The sequence below is a fragment of the Pseudomonas guariconensis genome, from assembly GCF_015680235.1.
Taxonomy (GTDB): Bacteria; Pseudomonadota; Gammaproteobacteria; order Pseudomonadales; family Pseudomonadaceae; genus Aquipseudomonas; species Aquipseudomonas guariconensis_A.
Genome location: NZ_JADLJL010000003.1, coordinates 96495 through 115032, shown reverse-complemented (window position 1 = coordinate 115032; position 18538 = coordinate 96495). Strand labels below are relative to the sequence as shown.

16 protein-coding genes and 2 pseudogenes are annotated in these 18538 nt (G+C 64.3%); 10 read left to right on the top strand and 8 right to left on the bottom strand.

The annotated features are described in order from the left end of the window. Positions 1 to 138: 138 nt before the first annotated feature. Together pta and IRZ56_RS03820 are read right to left on the bottom strand one after the other, a co-directional pair. Positions 139 to 2229, bottom strand: a complete 2091-nt coding sequence (pta, locus tag IRZ56_RS03825; RefSeq protein WP_196143706.1) for a phosphate acetyltransferase — start codon at positions 2227 to 2229, stop codon at positions 139 to 141. A 31-nt stretch (positions 2230 to 2260) separates the two neighbouring features. Next, a complete protein-coding gene (locus IRZ56_RS03820) occupies positions 2261 to 2563 on the bottom strand; it encodes a DUF3565 domain-containing protein (protein ID WP_196143705.1) in 303 nt (100 codons plus the stop codon). On the opposite strand from IRZ56_RS03820, the gene IRZ56_RS03815 reads away from it, so the two are divergent. Both IRZ56_RS03815 and IRZ56_RS03810 read left to right on the top strand, forming a co-directional pair. Continuing rightward, the gene (locus IRZ56_RS03815; protein WP_084858548.1) at positions 2562 to 3047 is read left to right on the top strand and encodes an FKBP-type peptidyl-prolyl cis-trans isomerase; all 486 of its coding nucleotides are present in this window, start codon (positions 2562 to 2564) and stop codon (positions 3045 to 3047) included. The two genes, IRZ56_RS03820 and IRZ56_RS03815, sit on opposite strands and share 2 nt — an antisense overlap. A gap of 145 nt (positions 3048 to 3192) precedes the next feature. Beyond that, complete coding sequence (locus IRZ56_RS03810; RefSeq protein ID WP_196143704.1) at positions 3193 to 3675, top strand: glutathione peroxidase; 483 nt, start codon at positions 3193 to 3195, stop codon at positions 3673 to 3675. A gap of 206 nt (positions 3676 to 3881) precedes the next feature. Here the strand turns inward: IRZ56_RS03810 and IRZ56_RS03805 are convergent, their stop codons facing one another. Next, positions 3882 to 5081, bottom strand: coding sequence for a glycosyltransferase family 4 protein (locus IRZ56_RS03805; protein ID WP_196143703.1), 1200 nt, complete (start codon positions 5079 to 5081; stop codon positions 3882 to 3884). A gap of 132 nt (positions 5082 to 5213) precedes the next feature. Here IRZ56_RS03805 and IRZ56_RS23410 point away from each other — a divergent pair. Next, positions 5214 to 5981 (top strand): annotated as a pseudogene (locus tag IRZ56_RS23410) (PAS domain-containing protein); the annotation flags it as partial. A gap of 162 nt (positions 5982 to 6143) precedes the next feature. After that, a complete protein-coding gene (locus IRZ56_RS23405; RefSeq protein WP_419182922.1) occupies positions 6144 to 6575 on the top strand; it encodes a methyl-accepting chemotaxis protein in 432 nt (143 codons plus the stop codon). Between the two features lie 60 nt (positions 6576 to 6635). On the opposite strand, the gene IRZ56_RS03795 is transcribed toward IRZ56_RS23405, so the two are convergent. Both IRZ56_RS03795 and cysZ read right to left on the bottom strand, forming a co-directional pair. After that, positions 6636 to 7178, bottom strand: coding sequence for a hypothetical protein (locus tag IRZ56_RS03795; RefSeq protein ID WP_196143701.1), 543 nt, complete (start codon positions 7176 to 7178; stop codon positions 6636 to 6638). Between the two features lie 82 nt (positions 7179 to 7260). Beyond that, complete coding sequence (gene cysZ, locus IRZ56_RS03790; RefSeq protein ID WP_196143700.1) at positions 7261 to 8010, bottom strand: sulfate transporter CysZ; 750 nt, start codon at positions 8008 to 8010, stop codon at positions 7261 to 7263. 311 nt (positions 8011 to 8321) lie between these two features. On the opposite strand from cysZ, the gene trxB reads away from it, so the two are divergent. After that, complete coding sequence (gene trxB, locus IRZ56_RS03785) at positions 8322 to 9284, top strand: thioredoxin-disulfide reductase (protein WP_196143699.1); 963 nt, start codon at positions 8322 to 8324, stop codon at positions 9282 to 9284. 387 nt (positions 9285 to 9671) lie between these two features. Here trxB and nadC read toward each other — a convergent pair whose 3' ends face one another. After that, on the bottom strand, positions 9672 to 10520 hold the full coding sequence (gene nadC / locus IRZ56_RS03780; protein WP_196143698.1) for a carboxylating nicotinate-nucleotide diphosphorylase: 849 nt from the start codon (positions 10518 to 10520) through the stop codon (positions 9672 to 9674). A 244-nt stretch (positions 10521 to 10764) separates the two neighbouring features. Between nadC and IRZ56_RS03775 the strand changes: the two genes are divergently transcribed. The 5 genes and pseudogenes from IRZ56_RS03775 to IRZ56_RS23395 all read left to right on the top strand — a co-directional run bounded on the left by IRZ56_RS03775 (position 10765) and on the right by IRZ56_RS23395 (position 16562). Further along, the gene (locus tag IRZ56_RS03775; RefSeq protein ID WP_196143697.1) at positions 10765 to 12918 is read left to right on the top strand and encodes a DUF1631 domain-containing protein; all 2154 of its coding nucleotides are present in this window, start codon (positions 10765 to 10767) and stop codon (positions 12916 to 12918) included. 75 nt (positions 12919 to 12993) lie between these two features. Then, the gene (ampD, locus tag IRZ56_RS03770) at positions 12994 to 13560 is read left to right on the top strand and encodes a 1,6-anhydro-N-acetylmuramyl-L-alanine amidase AmpD (protein ID WP_196143696.1); all 567 of its coding nucleotides are present in this window, start codon (positions 12994 to 12996) and stop codon (positions 13558 to 13560) included. After that, a complete protein-coding gene (gene ampE, locus IRZ56_RS03765) occupies positions 13557 to 14387 on the top strand; it encodes a regulatory signaling modulator protein AmpE (RefSeq protein ID WP_196143695.1) in 831 nt (276 codons plus the stop codon). The genes ampD and ampE overlap by 4 nt, the downstream gene beginning before the upstream one ends. Positions 14388 to 14543: 156 nt before the next feature. Continuing rightward, a pseudogene (locus tag IRZ56_RS23400) lies at positions 14544 to 15707 on the top strand (HAMP domain-containing protein); the annotation flags it as partial. A 141-nt stretch (positions 15708 to 15848) separates the two neighbouring features. Next, positions 15849 to 16562, top strand: coding sequence for a methyl-accepting chemotaxis protein (locus IRZ56_RS23395; protein ID WP_419183247.1), 714 nt, complete (start codon positions 15849 to 15851; stop codon positions 16560 to 16562). 112 nt (positions 16563 to 16674) lie between these two features. Here the strand turns inward: IRZ56_RS23395 and IRZ56_RS03755 are convergent, their stop codons facing one another. Both IRZ56_RS03755 and cra read right to left on the bottom strand, forming a co-directional pair. Then, on the bottom strand, positions 16675 to 17451 hold the full coding sequence (locus IRZ56_RS03755; RefSeq protein ID WP_196143693.1) for a TatD family hydrolase: 777 nt from the start codon (positions 17449 to 17451) through the stop codon (positions 16675 to 16677). A gap of 2 nt (positions 17452 to 17453) precedes the next feature. Next, a complete protein-coding gene (cra, locus tag IRZ56_RS03750; protein WP_196143692.1) occupies positions 17454 to 18449 on the bottom strand; it encodes a catabolite repressor/activator in 996 nt (331 codons plus the stop codon). Between the last annotated feature and the right edge of the window lie 89 nt (positions 18450 to 18538).

The window sequence follows — 18538 nt, the reverse complement described above, 5'->3', positions numbered from 1 at the left end:
TAAGGAACGAGGAGCCGCTGCGCACCCCATCGCGGGACAAGCCCACTCCCACCGGGTCTGCGCTGTTTTCATAGACACCGCCGTACCTAATGGGAGCGGGCTTGCCCCGCGATGGGGGCGTAGCGGCCCCTTTGCATTTCAGCGCACGGTGCTGGCCTGAATCGCGGTCAAGGCGATGGTATGCACGATATCGTCCACCTGCGCGCCCCGCGGCAAGTCGTTCACCGGCTTGCGCAACCCCTGCAGCATCGGCCCCAGGCTTACGCAATCGGCACTGCGCTGCACCGCCTTGTGGGTGGTATTGCCGGTGTTCAGGTCCGGGAATACGAACACGGTGGCGCGGCCCGCGACCGGGCTTGCCGGTGCCAGCTGGCGAGCGATCTCGGGGTTGGCCGCCGCGTCATACTGCAACGGGCCGTCGATCAGCAGGTCATGTTCGGCCTGCTGCGCCAGGCGTGTGGCTTCGCGCACCTTCTCCACTTCCTCGTCGCTGGCCGCCGAGTCGCTTGAATAGCTGAGCATCGCCACCCGTGGTGCGATACCGAAGGCCTGGGCCGACTCGGCGCTCTGCCGCGCGATCTCGGCCAGCTCTGCGGCGCTGGGGTGGGGGTTCATCACGCAGTCGCCATACACCAGCACTTGCTCGGGGAACAGCATGAAGAACACCGAGGACACCAGGCTGCTGCCCGGTGCGGTCTTGATCAGCTGCAAGGCCGGGCGAATGGTGTTGGCAGTGGAGTGCACCAGGCCCGAGACCAGGCCGTCGACTTCATCCAGGGCCAGCATCATGGTGCCGACCACCACCGGGTCTTCCAGTTGCTGTTCGGCCATCGGCGCGTTGAGGTTGCGGCTGCGGCGCAGCTCCACCATCGGCTCGACGTAGCGCCCGCGGATCAGCTCGGGATCGAGCACTTCCAGGTCAGGCGGCAGGGTGATGCCCTGGGCGCGGGCAACCGCCTCGACCTCCTCGGGCTTGGCCAGCAGCACGCAACGGGCGATGCCGCGGGCTTGGCAGATGGCTGCCGCCTGCACCAGCAGCGGCTCGGCGCCCTCGGGCAGAACGATACGCTTGTTCGCCTGCTGGGCGCGCTGGATCAGCTGGTAGCGGAATACCGCCGGCGATAGGCGCAGCTCGCGCGGCGTGCCGCAGCGCTGATGCAGCCAGGCCGCGTCGAGGTGGCTGGCGACGAAGTCGGTGATGAACTCGGCGCGCTCGCGGTCGTCCACCGGGATTTCCCGGTTGAGCGAATTGAGGCGGTTGGCGGTGTCGTACGAGCCGGTACCCACCGAAAGGATCGGCAGCCCGGCCTGCAGGGCGCCCCGGCACAGTTCCAGGATGCGCGGGTCGGGCTTGCTGTCACTGGTCAGCAGCAGGCCGGCCAGCGGCACGCCATTGATTGCCGCCAGGCTCACGGCGAGGATGATGTCATCGCGATCGCCCGGGGTCACCACCAGGGTGCCGGGCTTGAGCAGTGGCACGGTGTTGGCCACGGTGCGGGCACAGATGATGATGGTGTTCATGCGCCGTTGCTCGTAGTCCCCGGCATTGAGCACCTGGGCACCGAGCAGCTCTGCCACGTCGCGGGTGCGCGGGGCGTTGAGCTCGGGCTGGTAGGGGATGCAACCCAACAGGCGGAAGTCGTCGCCGCGCAGCAGCGGCGAGTGCTCGCGCAGACGGGCGGCGAAGTCGGTCATGCTTTCGTCGGTGCGTACCTTGTTGAGCACCACGCCGAGCACCTTCGGGTCGCGCGGGCCGCCGAACAGCTGGGCCTGCAGCTCGACACGGCCGGAGAGTTCGCTGAGCACTTCGTTTTCCGGCGCCGACACCAGGATCACCTCGGCATCCAGGCTCTTGGCCAGGTGCAGGTTGACCCGCGCGGCATAGCTGGCGTGGCGGGTCGGCACCATGCCCTCGACCACCACCACGTCGTTGCCGATGCAGGCCTGCTGGTACAGGCGGATGATTTCCTCGAGCAACTCGTCCAGTTGACCATCGCCGAGCATGCGCTCGACCTGGGCCAAGCTCAGGGGCGTCGGCGGGCGGATACCATGGGTGCGCGCCACCAGTTCGCTGGAGCGCTCGGGGCCGGTATCGCCGGGGTGGTGCTGGGCGATCGGCTTGAAGAAGCCGACCTTCAGCCCGCCGCGCTCCAGGGTGCGCACCAGGCCAAGGCTGATGGAGGTCAGGCCGACACCGAAGTCGGTCGGCGCGATGAAAAATGTTTGCATGCGTGCTTCTCGAAATAAGCGGTGCAAGGGTTCAGCCGCCAAGGGTAGCGCTATCGGGCCCCTGGGCGCACCAGCCGCAGGCAAATACCTGGCCGATGCGGCGCTGGCGCTCGGCCGGGTCGAGCACCCAGGGCCGCGCTTGCCACGGTGGCTGGTGGCGCAGGTGCTGCGTATGGCCGCACGACAGCTCGACCACCCAGTGGCCCTCTTCGTCCTGGTGGAAGCCGGTGATCCGACTGACGGATTTGTCATTCTCCGACACGCGTTCGCAATCGGGCGATGCGTTGGTTACACTTGATCGCTCTACATTCTTTTGCAAAAGGTCTTGCCCCATGCTGATCGCCGCCAACAAGGCTGTCTCCATCGACTATACCCTGACCAACGACGCCGGGGAGGTCATCGACAGTTCCGCCGGTGGTGCGCCGCTGGTGTACCTGCACGGTGCCGCCAACATCATCCCGGGCCTGGAAAAAGCCCTGGAAGGCAAGCAGGCCGGTGACGAGCTGAACGTTGCCATCGAACCTGAAGAAGCCTACGGCGAATACCTGGCCGAGCTGGTCAGCACCCTGAACCGCAGCCTGTTCGAAGGCGTCGACCAGCTGGAAGTCGGCATGCAGTTCCACGCTTCGGCGCCGGATGGCCAGATGCAGATCGTCACCATCCGCGACATCGACGGCGACGACATCACCGTCGACGGCAACCACCCGCTGGCCGGCCAGCGCCTGAACTTCAAGGTCAAGGTAGTCAACGTGCGTGACGCCAGCGATGAAGAAATCGCTCACCGTCATATCCACGGTGAAGGTGGCCATCACCACTGATTTTCTGCGCTAAGCTCAGAGAGTCGCCAGGCGCTCGGGCAAGCCGTTTTGCCTTCCTTGGGGAAGGATGACGGTTTGGCCGCGCGCCTTTTTAGTGGGCGCGATTCGCCCCTGCGACCATCGGGAACCTGAGAGGGGAGTCATCATGAGTGCATTTCACGACCTGACGTTGAAGGCGCTGAACGGCGAGGAACTGCCCCTCGCACCGTTCAAGGGCCAGGTGGTGTTGGTGGTCAATGTCGCCTCCAAGTGTGGCCTGACGCCGCAATACAAGGCTCTGGAGAACCTGTACCAGGAATACAAGGACAAAGGCTTCAGTGTCCTGGGTTTGCCATGCAACCAGTTTGCCGGGCAAGAGCCGGGTAGCGAAAAGGAGATCCAGGCGTTCTGCAGCCTCAACTACGGGGTGAGCTTCCCGTTGGGCGCCAAGCTCGAGGTCAACGGGCCGCAGCGCCATTCCCTGTACCGCCTGCTGGCGGGTGAGGGGGCTGAATTCCCCGGGGATATCACCTGGAACTTCGAGAAATTCCTGGTGGGCAAGGATGGCCGCGTATTGGCCCGTTTCGCTCCGCGTACCACGCCGGACGATCCGGCGGTGGTCCAGGCGATCGAGAAGGCGCTGGGCTGAGGTTTCAGCGTTTTGGGCCTGGGGCTGCTTTGCAGCCCTTTTGCGGCGCAAGGCCGCTCAGGTATCGCGGTGCCTTTGAGCGGTGCGCAGCGAACAAGCGGCTAGCGCTGCCCCCCTGTGGGAGATTCTATGGTTGTGGGCAAGCCGGCTCCCACTGGTGCAGCGCCAACCACACCCTGTGGGAGCCGGCTTGCCGGCGATGGGGTTTAGCTGCGCGGCGCCGATGATTCCAGGCCCGCGGCCACCGTTCGGTTGCCCTCAGGCTGTCGGCAGGCATTGGCCAGGTACCCCTCGAACTGCTCGACGATCGCCGGCCAGCCCTGACGGCTGGCGTGCTGCCGTGCATTCAGGCGTACTCTGCGTAGGGTCTCGTCTTCCTCCAACAACCAGCACGCCGCATCGATGAAACCCGCCTGGTCACCTGGCATCGCCAGGCCGCCACTGTGGCCGTGGCGGATATGCTGGGCGGCGGCCGCCTCGTCGTAGGCGACCACGGCCAAGCCCGAGGCCAGGGCTTCGAGAACCACATTGCCGAACGTCTCGGTCAGGCTCGGAAACAGGAACAGGTCGCCACTGGCATAGTGCTCTGCCAGCGCTTGGCCCCGTTGCGCACCGCAGAACACGGCATCGGGGAGCGTCTGTTCGAGGCGCTCGCGTTGTGGCCCATCGCCAACGATCACCAGGCGCATGCGCCGCTGTGGGTAAGCCTTGTGCAACGCGTCCATGCAAGGCTGCAGCAGCCCAAGGTTCTTCTCTGCGGCCAGGCGGCCGACATGGATCACGGCGATATCGTCCGGCCCCAGGCCCCACGCCTGGCGCAATGCCTGGCTGCGCCGGGCCGGGTTGAACAGGCAGGCATCGACCCCCCGTGCCATCAACCCCAGGCGTTCGAAGCCCCGGCGTTCGAGCTCCAGGCGCTGGCTGGCGCTGGGCACCAGGGTGACCGCGGTGCGCCGGTGGAACCATCGCAGGTAATGGGTGAGCAGGCGGGTCAGCAGGCCCAGGCCATATTGCCCCGAGTACTGTGGGAAGTTGGTATGGAAGCCGCTGACCACGGCGATGCCCAAGTGCCGCGCGGCGCGCAGTGCGCTCAAGCCCAGCGGGCCTTCGGTGGCGATGTAGAGCACATTCGGGCGCTGTCGACGCCAACGTCGTACCAACGCGCGCTTGGTTATTTCACCCCATTGCAAACCCGGGTAGCCAGGCAACGGCCAACCGCGGCAGAGCAACAGGTCGTCGGTGTCGTGGCTGGCGTTGTCGCTGGCCTGGCGAGGGCGTACCAGTTCCACGTGGTGCCCGCGTTGGCGCAGGCCATCGCTGAGGCGACCAAGGGTATTGGCCACGCCGTTGATCTCGGGTGGGAAGGTTTCGGTGACGAGGGTGATGCGCAGGGGCGGTATGTTCATGTCAAAAGTGTCCGCCTGGGCCGTTGCGTTCATGTGACAGGTTGGTGACTGGCCAATGACGCCGTGTGTTTCAGGTTTTGTCCGTGTGAACATTTCCCTGTGGGCCACTCAAGAATCCGGTGGGGCCAGCCGATGCAGAAGTATCCAAACGGTCGGGGTGCGCTCCCGGGAGCGGTCATGTTCAATAGCAAACTCAAGAAAGAAATCCAGCAACTGCGCGAGGACCTGATGTCCATCGAGCAGGTCAAGGAAAGCCTCGACAGCGAGATGCTGGTCCTGCAGCTTGGCCCCGACGGTCGTATCGAGTCGGTCAATAGCAACTTCGAACAGGAGATGCTCTACCGGGCCGAGCAATTGATCGGGCGCAATATCGAGGACATCGTCCCGGCCCATGTGAAGGAGCTGGACTTCTATCACCGCATGAAAAGCGCCATCACCCGTGGCGAACACCTCAACGGCGCCTTCCGCTTGCTGCGCGGCAATGGCCAGGAAGCCTGGCTGCGTTCGATCCTGCAGCCGGTCAAGAGCAGCGACGGGCGAATCCGCTATTTCAGTCTGCATTCGAGCGACCTCACGCGCACCATCGAGACCTCTCGCGAGCACGAAAGCCTGATCAAAGCGTTGATGCGCTCAACCGCGCTGATCGAGTTCAACCTGCAAGGCGAGGTGCTGACCGCCAATGACCGTTTCCTGCAGGCCATGGGGTATTCCCTGGAGCAGGTGCGCGGCAAGCATCACCGTATTTTCTGTGAACCTGAAGAAGCGAATTCGCCAGCCTACCAGGCCTTCTGGGACAAGCTGCGCCGTGGCGAATTCGTCGCCGACCGGTTCAAGCGCATCGATGCCCATGGCCGGGTGGTGTGGCTGGAGGCGTCCTACAACCCGATCATCGATGCCCATGACGTGCTCTACAAAGTGGTCAAGTTCGCGACCGTGATCACCGACCAGGTCAACCAGGAACTGGCCGTGGCCGAGGCTGCGGATATCGCCTACAACACCTCGCTGGGCACTGATGCCAGCGCGCGCAAGGCCACGGATGTGGTGACCCAGACCGTCGATGTGATGCGTGGTCTGGAGCGCTCGATGCAGGACGCGGCCCAGGGAATCCAGGCGCTGGACACACAGTCCCGGGTGATCGGCTCGATCATCAAGACCATCAGCGATATCGCCGGGCAAACTAACCTGCTGGCGCTCAACGCGGCCATCGAAGCGGCACGGGCAGGCGAGCAGGGGCGAGGGTTCGCGGTGGTGGCCGATGAAGTGCGCCAACTGGCCTCGCGCACCAGCACGGCCACCGACGAGATTGCCAAGGTGGTACTGCAGAACGAGCAACTGGCCCAGGCAGCAGTGGATATCATCGACACCAGCAAGCGCCAGGCCGAGCAAGGGCTGACGTTGGCTGCCGATACCGGTGGGGTGATCGTCGAGATCCAGGAAGGCGCGAAGAAGGTGGTGGATGCGGTGGGGCGGTTTTCCAGCCAGTTGAGCCTTTGAGCAAGCGCTGGAAAAGGCCTGCGGCGCGAACTGCGCGCAGGCCTTGGAGCATCTCAAGCATCAGGCGATGACGCCTGCCCTCATCATGAGGTTGAAGGTTTCTTGCAGGGCGGCCCAGAAGTTGCCGTCTGTATCGGTAACCACCTCGCCTGTACGAGCATCTTCATACTCAACCACATCTGGCTTTTGCAGGGTTCCGGTAATGAATGCCCATGTCAGGAACGTGACGGCATGGGACCGTTCGGAAAAATCGTCCTTGGCGTGGATGATCCAGTCCCCGAACGGGTCCAAGCCATGTGCTGGCAGTACGTCCCGAAGCAGGAACTCAGCACGCGCCTGTACTTTTTCAAATGCTTCATTTTCGGCATTGGTGAGGTCGGGTCCCTCTTTGCCTACCCCGCGTCGTTGACCCACCGGGCCCAGGGGGTCAATTGGGCCTTCAGGTTGCTCTATGGTCTCGAACACACGGGTTTGCTCAGGTTCAGCAAATGTTTCCGGTGCTTCCAGTTCAGGCTCGGCGAGCGCTTCAAGCGCTGCATCAACAGGATCTACGTCAGTCGTTTGCTGGTTAGGGATGGCTTCCTTCAGCTTTTCGTCAATCATCTGGTCATCCTCCAAAGATGAAATACCACAAGGTGTGGGCGATGATTGAGCCGCTGACCGGAAGCGTACCTGGTGTAAATATCTATCGCTGGGACGTTCTACCGAGCCCTTCTTCACGCACCCAGAACAAGGTGGCGCCTGCCACCGCCGCCGGCATCATCAGCACGTTCACCAACGGGATCATCAAGGCCAGGTAGGTAATGCCACCGAACCCCAGCGACTGCCAACGCTTGCTGCGCAACCAGGCGAGCATGTCCTGCCAGCTCATCTTGTTGTTGTCCGCCGGGTAGTCGATGTACTGGATGGCCATCATCCATACCCCGAAGATGAGCCACAGCGGAGCGGCCACGACGTTGACCACCGGGATCAACGAGAGAATGAACAGGCCGATGGCCCGCGGCAGGAAGTAGCCCAGCTTGCGCATCTCGCGGCCAAGGGTGCGTGGCACCATGGCGATCAACTCAGCCCAGCTGAAGGCGGGGAAGGTGTCCTCGCCGCGCACCACCACCTCGACCTTTTCCGCGAGGAAGCCATTGAACGGCGCGGCGATGATGTTGGCCACCAGGGTGAAGGTGAAGAACACCATCAGCACCACCAAGGCGACGAACAGTGGCCAGAGGATGTAGGTGAGAAAGCTCAGCCAGCTCGGCAGGGTGGGCATCAAGGCATCGACCCATAGGCTGAACTGGTGCCCGGCAAAGTAGATCAGGCCGCCGAACAACAGCAAATTGACCGCCAGCGGCAGCAGGACGAACAGCCGCAGGTTCGGGCTCATGACCAGTTTCAGCCCTTCGCGCAGGTACTGGGGGCCAGAGAGGACAGGGGCTTGCATCGAGACGCTCCGGATCAAAGGGAAAACGCGCTGACCTTACCCGAGTTTGCCGGCGCGACGAAAGGCGCCATGTCCCGGAGCAATGGCCTGTAACAAAAGCGAGTGAAGATTTTCTATCGGTTTTCGCCTTGGATAGAAGCACTCTATAAGGTGGATTGTCGAAGGATATTTCCTTAATCTCTGCGACCTCGCTACAGTGCGCTCAACTTTTGGTTTCGGATCTACGCGTTGTAGCCTTCCCCAAGTGCTGCGTGGGTCCCTTTTAATTCCACACCGATGCCGGCCCGCGGCCGCCTCGACAGGAGTTCGACATGTCTGAAGTACGTCATTCGCGCGTCATCATTCTCGGTTCCGGCCCTGCCGGTTACAGCGCTGCGGTCTACGCCGCCCGCGCCAACCTCAAGCCGCTGCTGATCACCGGCATGCAGGCGGGTGGCCAGCTGACCACCACCACCGAAGTCGACAACTGGCCGGGCGACCCCCACGGCCTGACCGGCCCTGCGCTGATGCAACGCATGCAGGAGCACGCCGAGCGCTTCGAGACCGAAATCGTCTTCGACCACATCAATGCCGTCGACCTGGCCAACAAGCCGTTCACCCTCAAGGGCGACAGCGGCACCTACACCTGCGACGCCCTGATCATCGCCACCGGCGCCAGCGCCCGCTACCTGGGCCTGCCGTCGGAAGAGGCATTCATGGGCAAGGGTGTTTCGGCCTGCGCCACCTGCGACGGGTTCTTCTACCGCAACAAGCCGGTCGCCGTGGTGGGCGGTGGCAACACGGCCGTGGAAGAGGCACTGTACTTGGCCAACATCGCCAGCAAGGTGACCCTGGTACACCGTCGCGACACCTTCCGTGCCGAGAAGATCCTGGTCGACAAGCTGCACGCCCGTGTGGCCGAAGGCAAGATCGAGCTCAAGCTCAACGCCACCCTGGACGAAGTGCTGGGTGACGACATGGGTGTAACCGGTGCCCGCCTGAAGAACAACGATGGCAGCAGCGACGAAATCAAGGTCGACGGTGTATTCATCGCCATTGGCCACACCCCGAACACCTCGCTGTTCGAAGGCCAGCTGACCCTCAAGGACGGCTACCTGGTGGTCAACGGCGGCCGTGAAGGCAACGCCACCGCCACCAACATCGAAGGCGTATTCGCCGCAGGCGACGTGGCTGACCATGTCTATCGTCAGGCGATCACCTCCGCCGGTGCCGGCTGCATGGCTGCACTGGACGTCGAGCGTTACCTGGACGGGCTGGCCAACGCATCGTTCTAACGATCGTTGATGCTTTGAACCCGACCCTGGGCACCCAGGGTCGGGTTTTTTTATGCCTGTTCAATAAACAGCCGATGGATCACTAAGCACTGTACGTGGGTGTCTTGCGTCATAGTATTTCTCCTTTGATAGCCGGAATAACGCCAGTCCATCAATGGTATGGATGCTCTATGACGTCGGGTACGATCATATCTGCCAGGTAAGTTGCAAGTGGCCAGATTCTTTAATGGGGTAGGAATCTTTTATATGAGGTCAGGTAGCAGGCTTGCCTGCTGTCGAAGGAAGATGGGCTGCGCAATAATCAGGATGTATGTCGGTCATTCAGGCAATCGGGGCGCTTTGCACCCCGTTGCAGTCCCGACGGTACGGGCTTGTTGCAGGATCGATTTACAGGCTAAGACGCATGGATAAATCCACCGCCTTCACATCCTTGGTCATGGCACCAATGGAGATGTAGTCCACCCCCGTCTCGGCAATCACCCGCAGGGTGCTTTCATTGACGCCGCCACTGGCCTCCAGCTTGGCCTTGCCGGCGGTGATGCGCACGGCTTCGCGCATTTCATCGAGCGTCAATTCGTCGAGCATGACGATGTCGGCGCCGGCCGTCAGCGCCTGGCGCAGCTCGTCCAGGCTTTCCACTTCGATTTCCACCGGCTTGCCCGGGGCGATCTTGTGCGCCGCGGCCACCGCCTCGGCCACCCCGCCACTGGCCGCGATATGGTTTTCCTTGATCAGGAAGGCGTCATACAGGCCGATGCGATGGTTGTCGCAACCGCCACAGGTCACGGCATATTTTTGCGCCAGGCGCAGGCCCGGCAAGGTCTTGCGGGTGTCGAGCAGACGCACCTGGGTGCCTTGCACCAGGTCGGCGAGAAAGCGCGCGCGGGTGGCAACGCCAGACAACATCTGCAGGAAGTTCAGCGCCGTGCGTTCGCCACTGAGCAACGAACGCGCCGGGCCTTCGAGGTGGAACAGCGCCTGGTTGGCCTTGGCCCGATCGCCGTCGGCCACCTGCCAGTGCACCGCCACTCGCGGGTCGAGCTGGCGGAACACCGCATCGACCCAGGCGGTACCGGCGATGGAGCAGTCTTCGCGGGTGATGATAGTCGCCTTGGCCAGGCGCTCGGCCGGGATCAGCTGGGCGGTGATGTCGCCGCTGCCGATATCTTCCAGCAACGCACGGCGCACGTTGGCTTCGATTTCGGCGGTCAGGTCGGCGAGGCGTAGGTTCGGCATGGTCGGCTCCACAAGCTAGGTGCCGGCGATTATAGGGCAGGGGGCCGACGTGTACAGCGGCAACCACACCGGTGACCTTTGGTCAGGACGAGTGAGCATTTCGGCGAACCCATGGTCAGTTGGGGGCGTAAGTAGATCGCGCTAGAAGCTGTCAGATTTTTTACCGATAATGCGACCAGTATTTGGCGTCATGGTTTTGACTAGCCCAGGTCATTCGAACAGAACACCCTACAAGGAGTCCGGGATGCAGATAGAAGGCAAGGTGGTGCCGCTGGCGGCGGCCATCGATCGAGGGGCGCGTGTGCCCTTGCCTTGCCTGCCGGTCCCGCTCTTGCAGGTGCGCGACCAGGCGGCGCTGCAATTGCGCCTGGGCCTGCAGCGGCTGTTCGACAATGCCGATGACACCCTTTTCGAAATGGCTGACAAGGCCAGTGAACGGTTCGAGCAGAACCTGTACTTCGAGGCGATGCGCGACCTGCGCCTCAAGCGCAAGAGCATCGAACGCGGCTTCCTCGACCGCTTTCACGATGCGTTCGCCCGGCTCAATCAGGCCGATGAGCGGCCATCGAGCGTGGCCGATCACCCGCGCAGCACCGCGCAACTGGAGCGCTCTGCCGTTGTCGAGGCGATGGTCGCGCGGGTATTGTCCCGGGATGGCCTGGCCCTCAAGCAACTGACGCAGCGCTTCCAGGCCCTGCTCGAGACCCCTCTGGCCCAAGGGCTCGCGCTGGAGCCTGAACGCTTGTGCGAGCTCTTCCTGCAGGCCGGGCGCGACCTGGGCGTAGGGCCAAGGGTCAAGCTGGTCTTGCTGAAATTGTTCGAGCGCTATGTGCTGCGCGACATCGACCAACTCTACGAGCAGGCCAACCAGTTGCTGGCCAGCGCTGGGGTGCTGCCTGAACTCAAGGCTGTGCCACGGCGCCGCGCCGAGGACCGTCGTCACCTGGAGCGCGCATCCAGCCGCCCGGCAGCGGCCGACGAGTTGCAGGTCGATGACGCCAGCCAGGTGTTTTTCGACGCCCTGCAGCCCTTGCTGGCACCCATGCGTGGCCGCGTTGCGCCGCGTGTCCAGCAGGTGGCCGGCGCGCAGCCGGTCAGCACCGGCGACTTGTTGCGGCTGCTTTCTCATCTGCAACATTACCTGCCCGCCACCAGCGAGGCCGACGACTTCGATCTAGGGCAGCAGCTCGAACAACTGCTGCTGCGGGTCAGCGTGCGCAGCGGCACGCGTCGCTGCATCGCCACGGCCGACGAAGACACCTTCAACCTGGTCGGCTTGCTGTTCGAATTCATCCAAGGCGATACCAACCTGCCAGCGACCGTGCGCGAGCTGATCGAGCGGCTGCACATTCCATTGCTCAAGGTGGCCTTGCTCGACAAGGCCGTATTCAGCCGTGCCAGCCACCCGGCCCGGCGCCTGCTCAACGAGATCGCGGCGGCCGCCATCGGTTGGGAGGCCGGCAGCGAGGGGCTGCGCGACAGCCTGCAACTGCGCATTGAGCGTATTGTCCAGCGCCTGCTCAACGACTTCACCGATGACTCTCGCCTGTTCAACGAACTGCTCGAGGACTTCCTGGCTTTCAGCCAGCAAGAGCGCCGACGCAACGAACTGCTCGAGCAACGCACGCGAGATGCCGAGCAAGGGCGGGCCCGGGCCCTGCAGGCTCGTCTGCAGGTGCAACAGGAGCTGAACCTGCGCTTGCATGGCCGGGTCCTGCCGCAGGCGGTGGTGCACATGCTGGTCCAGGGTTGGAGCCAAGTCTTGCTGCTGGCCTGGCTCAAGCATGGCGTGGGTTCCCCGGCCTGGACGCAAGGGCTGGCGACCATGGACACGCTGCTGGCGAGCATCGCCCCGCACCACGAGCCCCAGGCGCGCGAGCGCTTGCTGCAGCAGGTGCCCGGGCTGCTCAAGGCCCTGCGCGAGGGCCTGGCGAGCGTGGTCATGGACGCGGTTACCACCCGCGAATTCTTCCAGCAGCTGGAGCAATTGCACCTGGCTGCCTGCGTGGGTACGCCGAGCAGCGACTGTGCCGTGGAGCACAGACTAGTGGCCGAGGAAATCATTCTTGCGGTGGCCGACGAGTCCGCGTGCGGCCCCTTGCTGCAGCCGGACATGCAAGGGCCGGAACTGGCTCAGGTGCAGCGGCTGCGGGTCGGTACGTGGGTCGAGGTGATGGATGACGACGAGTTGCTGCGCTGCAAGCTGGTGGCCAGGATCGACAGCCATGACCGCTTCGTCTTCGCCAACCGCACCGGTATGAAGGTGCGCGAGTGGAACCGTGCGGGGCTGGTCCAGGCCCTGCGCCGCGGCGAGCTGCGCCTGCTGGACGACGGGCTGCTGTTCGAGCGGGCACTGGAAGCAGTGCTCGGACGCTTGCGCTCCCAGGCGGCTCGCTGAACAATCATTTACATGCAAGCGCATCGGGTGCGGGGCATACTGGCTACCTTCCCGACGATTTTCAGGAACTGCTCCATGCAATTGGATCGAGCGACAGGCTGGTTCTGCGGCGTTACCCACTGCCCCTCGCCCAACTTCAATGCGCGCCCCGAAGGCGAAGCCATCTCCCTGCTGGTCATCCACAACATCAGCCTGCCGCCGGCCTGCTTCGGTACCGGCAAGGTGCAGCAGTTCTTCCAGAACCAGCTAGACCCAAACGAGCACCCCTATTTCCAGGACATTTGCCACCTCACCGTATCGGCGCACCTATTCGTCGAGCGTGACGGTGCGGTGACCCAGTTCGTGTCCCTGCTCGACCGGGCCTGGCATGCGGGTGTCTCGAGCTTCGAGGGGCGTGAGGGTTGCAACGATTTTTCCATCGGCATCGAGCTTGAAGGCACCGACGAGCTGCCCTACACCGATGCCCAGTACGCCGCCCTGGAGCAGCTGACTCGCGAAATTCGTCGCGCCTGGCCGGTGATCGGCCCGCAGCGCATCTGTGGCCACAGCGACATCGCCCCGGTACGCAAGACCGACCCGGGCCCGGCCTTCGACTGGTGCCGCTATCGCGCGGCGCTGCAGTGCAATGAGGACAATGCATGAGTTTCCTGGTGTTGGTGCTGGTGCTCTGGGTCGAGAAATTCTCCGCCCTGCGCCAGCGGCTGCAACGTGATGGTTTCTTCTTGGGCGAGCTGGTGCGCCTGGAGCGCAGCGGCAAGGTACACCCCTGGTGGACCCTTGCCATCCTGGTGCTGGCGCCGGTGGCATTGCTGGTCTTGCTGCTGCACGTATTGGAGCCGGTGGCCTACGGGTTGCTGGCGTTGCCGGTGCACCTGTTGGTGCTGATCTACAGCCTTGGGCGGGGTGATGCCAAGGCGGCCCTGGGGCCGTTCCGCGATGCCTGGCGCCGGGGCGATGACCAGGCCGCGTTGCACGTGGCCGAGCGAGACCTGGGGTTGGCCGCCGACGATGCGCAAAGCTTGTTGATCCGGGTGCAGGGTCATTTGCTGTGGCAGGCGTACCAGAGCTTTTTCGCGGTGATCTTCTGGTATTTCCTGCTGGGGCCGGGGGCGGCCCTGGCCTATCGCCTGCTGGCTCTGTGCGCGGGCAACAGCCGGCAACCGGCGCTCAAGGAACGGGCCGAGCAACTGCGTCATACCATGGACTGGGTGCCGGTGCGGGTGCTGGCGTTGAGCTTCGCCCTGGTCGGTAACTTCGTCGCGGTGGTGCGGGTCATGTTGCACGAGTTGCTCAACTGGCACATCAGTGCCGGGCACCTGGTGGCGCGGGTCGGGCGGGTGGCCGACACGGTGCCCGAGGAAGAAGACAACCAGCGCGGGCTGGGGCGGTTGGACAGCCTCTGGGAGCTACTGCTGCGTTGTGCGGTGCTGTGGTACGCGTTTTTTGCGCTGTGGACCGTGTTGGTCTGACTGGGCGTGCGGGGTTAGGGGCTGCTTTGCAGCCCTTTCGCGGCACAAGGCCGCGCCTACAGAAAATTACAAACCTTGGATTCGTTCTGCGCTATACAGGTCGCCTGGCCGTTAATGGCCTTGTGCTACCTCAAAGAATAAAAAGAATCCAAGGAGATGCGCATGCAGCGTTTGCTCTATCCGGCCATCGCCCTGATGGACCGGCTGAGCTTCGGCTTGAAGTTCAGCCTGATCAGCGCCCTGTTCTTCGTGCCGATGCTGGTCACCAGCTTCTACCTGGTGCGCGGCGTCTATGAGCAATTCCATACCACTCGCGTCGAACTCCAGGGCCTGGCCCCTCTGGCGGGCGCCCTGGCCTTGCGCGGGGAGCTGGAAACCCTGGGCAACCTCTTGCAGGTCAACGTCATGCTCGGTCAATCGGGGCAGGCCGGCGACCTGGAGCAACGCATCGGCCAGAGCCAGGAGCAGGTCGCAGCGAAGCTGCAGGCCCTGCAGTTCGACGACCCGCAACTGCGGGCCCGGCGCGACGAGGTGGGCGAACTGCTCGATCGGGCCCGCAACGAGTCATCCCTGCAAAGCAAGGCGGCCCTGGTGGACAAACTGCTGGTGCAGGCTCAGGTGCTGGTCAAGCAGGTGGCCAGCCACGTGGGCCTGGACCAGGACAGCCAGGCGTCGGTGCGCCATTTCAGCGAGGTGCTGGGTACGGCCACGGGCCAGGTGACCCAGGCGCTGGGCGAAGGGCGGGCGATGGGGGCCACGGCCCTGGGCCGTGGCTTCATCGACTCCTCCGGCAGCGCCCGTTTCGAAGATTTGCTGCAACGCCTGGAGCGGCTGGCCGCCGACTACGGCATTCGACTGGACGAAGCCTTGGCCGCCGACCCGTTGGCCAAGGCCGGCCTGGCCGAGCTGGCCCAGGCCAGCCAGGCGACCATCAAGCAGGCGGCCGGCCTGTTCGAAGACCAAGTGGTGATGGCCGAGACCCTGGAGGCGCCCTGGGCAGGGTTCTACCAGCAGGTCAGCGGCCTGATGGCGCAGACCTACCGGCTCAACGACGCCATTCTCGCCCACTTGCAGGTGCAGTTGCAGGCGCGCCTGGAGGAGCACCGGTTGCGCATGGTCGCCCTGGTCGCTGCGCTGGCCGTGGTGTTCGCCCTGATCATCTACCTTGCCGGAGCCTTCTACGTCTCCATTCGCGAGACGTTGGGCAACCTCGGCTCGGCCATGGACAAGGTTGCCGCCGGAGACATGACCGTCAGTTTCCGCGCCCGCAGCCAGGACGAGCTGGGTGAACTGGGCCAGGGGTTCAACCAGACCGTGCAACGCATCCGCGAGCTGATCGGCCAGGTCAGCCGCACGGTCGGCCTGGTCGAGGAGCAGGCCGATCAGGTGTTGGCGGTGTCGGTGCGCAGCAACCAGGCCGTCGGCGGCCAGCGCGAGCAGATCGAGCAGGTGGCTGCGGCCATGAACCAGATGAGTGCCACGTCCCAGGAAGTCGCACGCAGCGCGGCCCTGGCCGCCGAAGGCGCGCAACAGGTCAACCGCGAAAGCGCCACGGGCCGAGGCCTGGTGGAAAGCCAGCAGGGCAGCATCGCCCGCCTGGCCGGCGAGATCGACCAGACGGTGGCTGCGGTCAACCAGCTGGCCGGCGACAGCCAGGCCATCGGCCGGGTGCTGGAAGTGATCCGCAGCATTGCCGAGCAGACCAACCTGCTGGCCCTGAACGCTGCCATCGAGGCCGCCCGGGCCGGCGAGCAGGGCAGGGGGTTCGCCGTGGTCGCCGACGAGGTGCGGACCCTGGCCAGGCGCACCCAGGACTCCACCGAAGAGATCGCCCAGATGATCCAGCGCCTGCAGGAAGGAGTGGGCGCGGCAGTCAGGGCGATGGGCAGCAGTCACCAGATGGCAGCTGGTACGGTGGGCGAGGCGCGCCAAGTGCAGCAAGCGCTGGGCAACATTCTCGGGGCGGTGGGTGGCATCGTCGAGCAGAACCAGCAGATCGCCGCCGCTGTCGAGCAGCAGACCGCGGTGGCCCACGACATCGACCAGAACATCGTGGCGATCAACCGCGCCGCCCAGGACACGACCCAAGGGGCCAACCAAGCCGAGGATGCCAGCCGGAGCCTGTCGACCCAGGTGCTGGAGCTCAAGCGGCTGATCGGGGCGTTTCGTATCTAGGCAGTGGACGGCCCGATCGCGGGGCCAGCCCGCTCTCTCATAGAGCAACGCATAACAATTTGATTTTGCAGGTCCTTTGTGGGAACGGGCTCGTCCCGCGATTGGGCCGGTGCTACCAGCCAAATACCTCACAGGCATTGCGGCTGCTGACGTGCGCCAACCGTTCGGCCTCGATGCCCATCACCTCGGCCAGTGCGCCGGCGATCTGCGGCAGGTGCACCGGGCTGTTGCGCACGCCGGGGAACATCGCCGGCGCCATGTCCGGCGCATCGGTCTCCAGCACCACGCTTTCCAGCGGCAACCGCGGTAAGGTCTTGCGCAGGCGCAGTGCCTGGGGCCAGGTGGCGGCACCGCCCAGGCCCAGCTTGAAGCCCAGCCTGATGTACTCGCGGGCCTCCTCGTAGCTGCCGGCGAAGGCATGGATGATCCCGGCGCGGGCGGGTCGGTAGCGCTTGAGGGTGGCGATCACCTGAGCGTGGCTGCGGCGTACATGCAGCAGGGCGGGCAGGGCGAAGTCGCAGGCCAGTTGCAACTGCGCTTCGAACAGCGCTTGCTGACGGCCCTTGTCCAGTTCTGGCAGGTAGAAGTCCAGGCCGAACTCGCCCACCGCACACAGGTGCGGGTGGCCTTGCAGGCGCTCTAGCCAGTCGCGCAGCTGGGCCAGGTGCTCGGGGCGGTGCTGGTCGAGGTACACCGGGTGCAGCCCGAGCGCGGCATGCAGGTTGGGCGTGCTGCAAGCCAAGTCCCACACGCGCTGCCAGTTGCCTTCGTACACACCCAGCACCACCATGCGCTCTACGCCGAGGGCCTGCGCGTTGGCCAGCAGGCGCTGGCGGTCGGCATCGAAGTCGGGAAAGTCCAGGTGGGTGTGGGTGTCGATCAGGCGCATGGTCAGCCTGCGCTGATGCGTTGCTTGAAGGTACGTGCCACGGCATGCACACCGGGCTCGTAGCGTTTGTCCTCGATGGCGGCCAGGGCGAGCTCCAAGGCGGTGGCGGCGATCAGCCCGTGCTGCTGGGCCATGGCGTTGACCGGCAGCGGCAGGAAGTCCAGCAGCTGGTTGTCACCGAAGGTACCCAGCTGCAGCTGGCGCGAATCGGCCGGGCGTGCCTGCAGGGTGTCGAACACGCCTTGCAGCAGCACGTAGGACGTGGTGACCAGGGCATCGGGCAGGCCGCCGAAGTCCTCGATCAATTGCAGCATCAGGCGCTGGCCGCATTCACGGCTGAAGGCCTCGCCCTGGTAGCGGCGTACCTGGCCACTAAACGGTTGCAGCGCTTCGTCGAAACCGCCAGCGCGGGCCTGGCTGACCGACAGCTCCGGGCGGGCGCCAATCAGGGCGATGGTGCGAGGGTGGGTGTCCAGCAGGCTCTGGGCCAGTTGGCGGCTGGCATCGCGGTCGTCGCTGATCACCGAGCAGAAGTGCGCTGGGTCCATGCGCCGGTCGATGGCGATCACCGGCAGGCCCTTGTCCTGCAATTCGCGGTAGCTGTCGTCGTCCGGCGGCAGGCAGCTGGCGACGAACAACGCATCGCAGCGGCGCGCGCGGAACAGTTGCTGCAACTGCCGTTCGCTGTCCGGCTGGTCATCGCTGCTGGCGATCAGCAACTGGTAGCCACGGGCACGGGCACCTTGCTCGAGCTGCTTGGCAATGCGGGCATAGCTGGGGTTCTCCAGATCCGGGAGAATGAAGCCCAGGGTCCGGGTGTGCCGGCTGCGCAGGCCGGCAGCCTGCGGGTTGGGTGTGAAGCCGTGGGCTTCGACCACCGCGCGCACGCGCTCGACCGTGCTGTTGCTGATGCGCTGCTGTTCGGCCTTGCCATTGATGACGTAGCTGGCGGTGGTCACGGACACACCGGCCAGACGGGCGATATCGCTGAGTTTCACCGAATTTTCCTTGTTATTACCGGGGCTGCTGCGGACTTGACCGGGTAGTGTGACTCAAGGGCCAGGCCGTGCGCAGGCGACCATTGTCG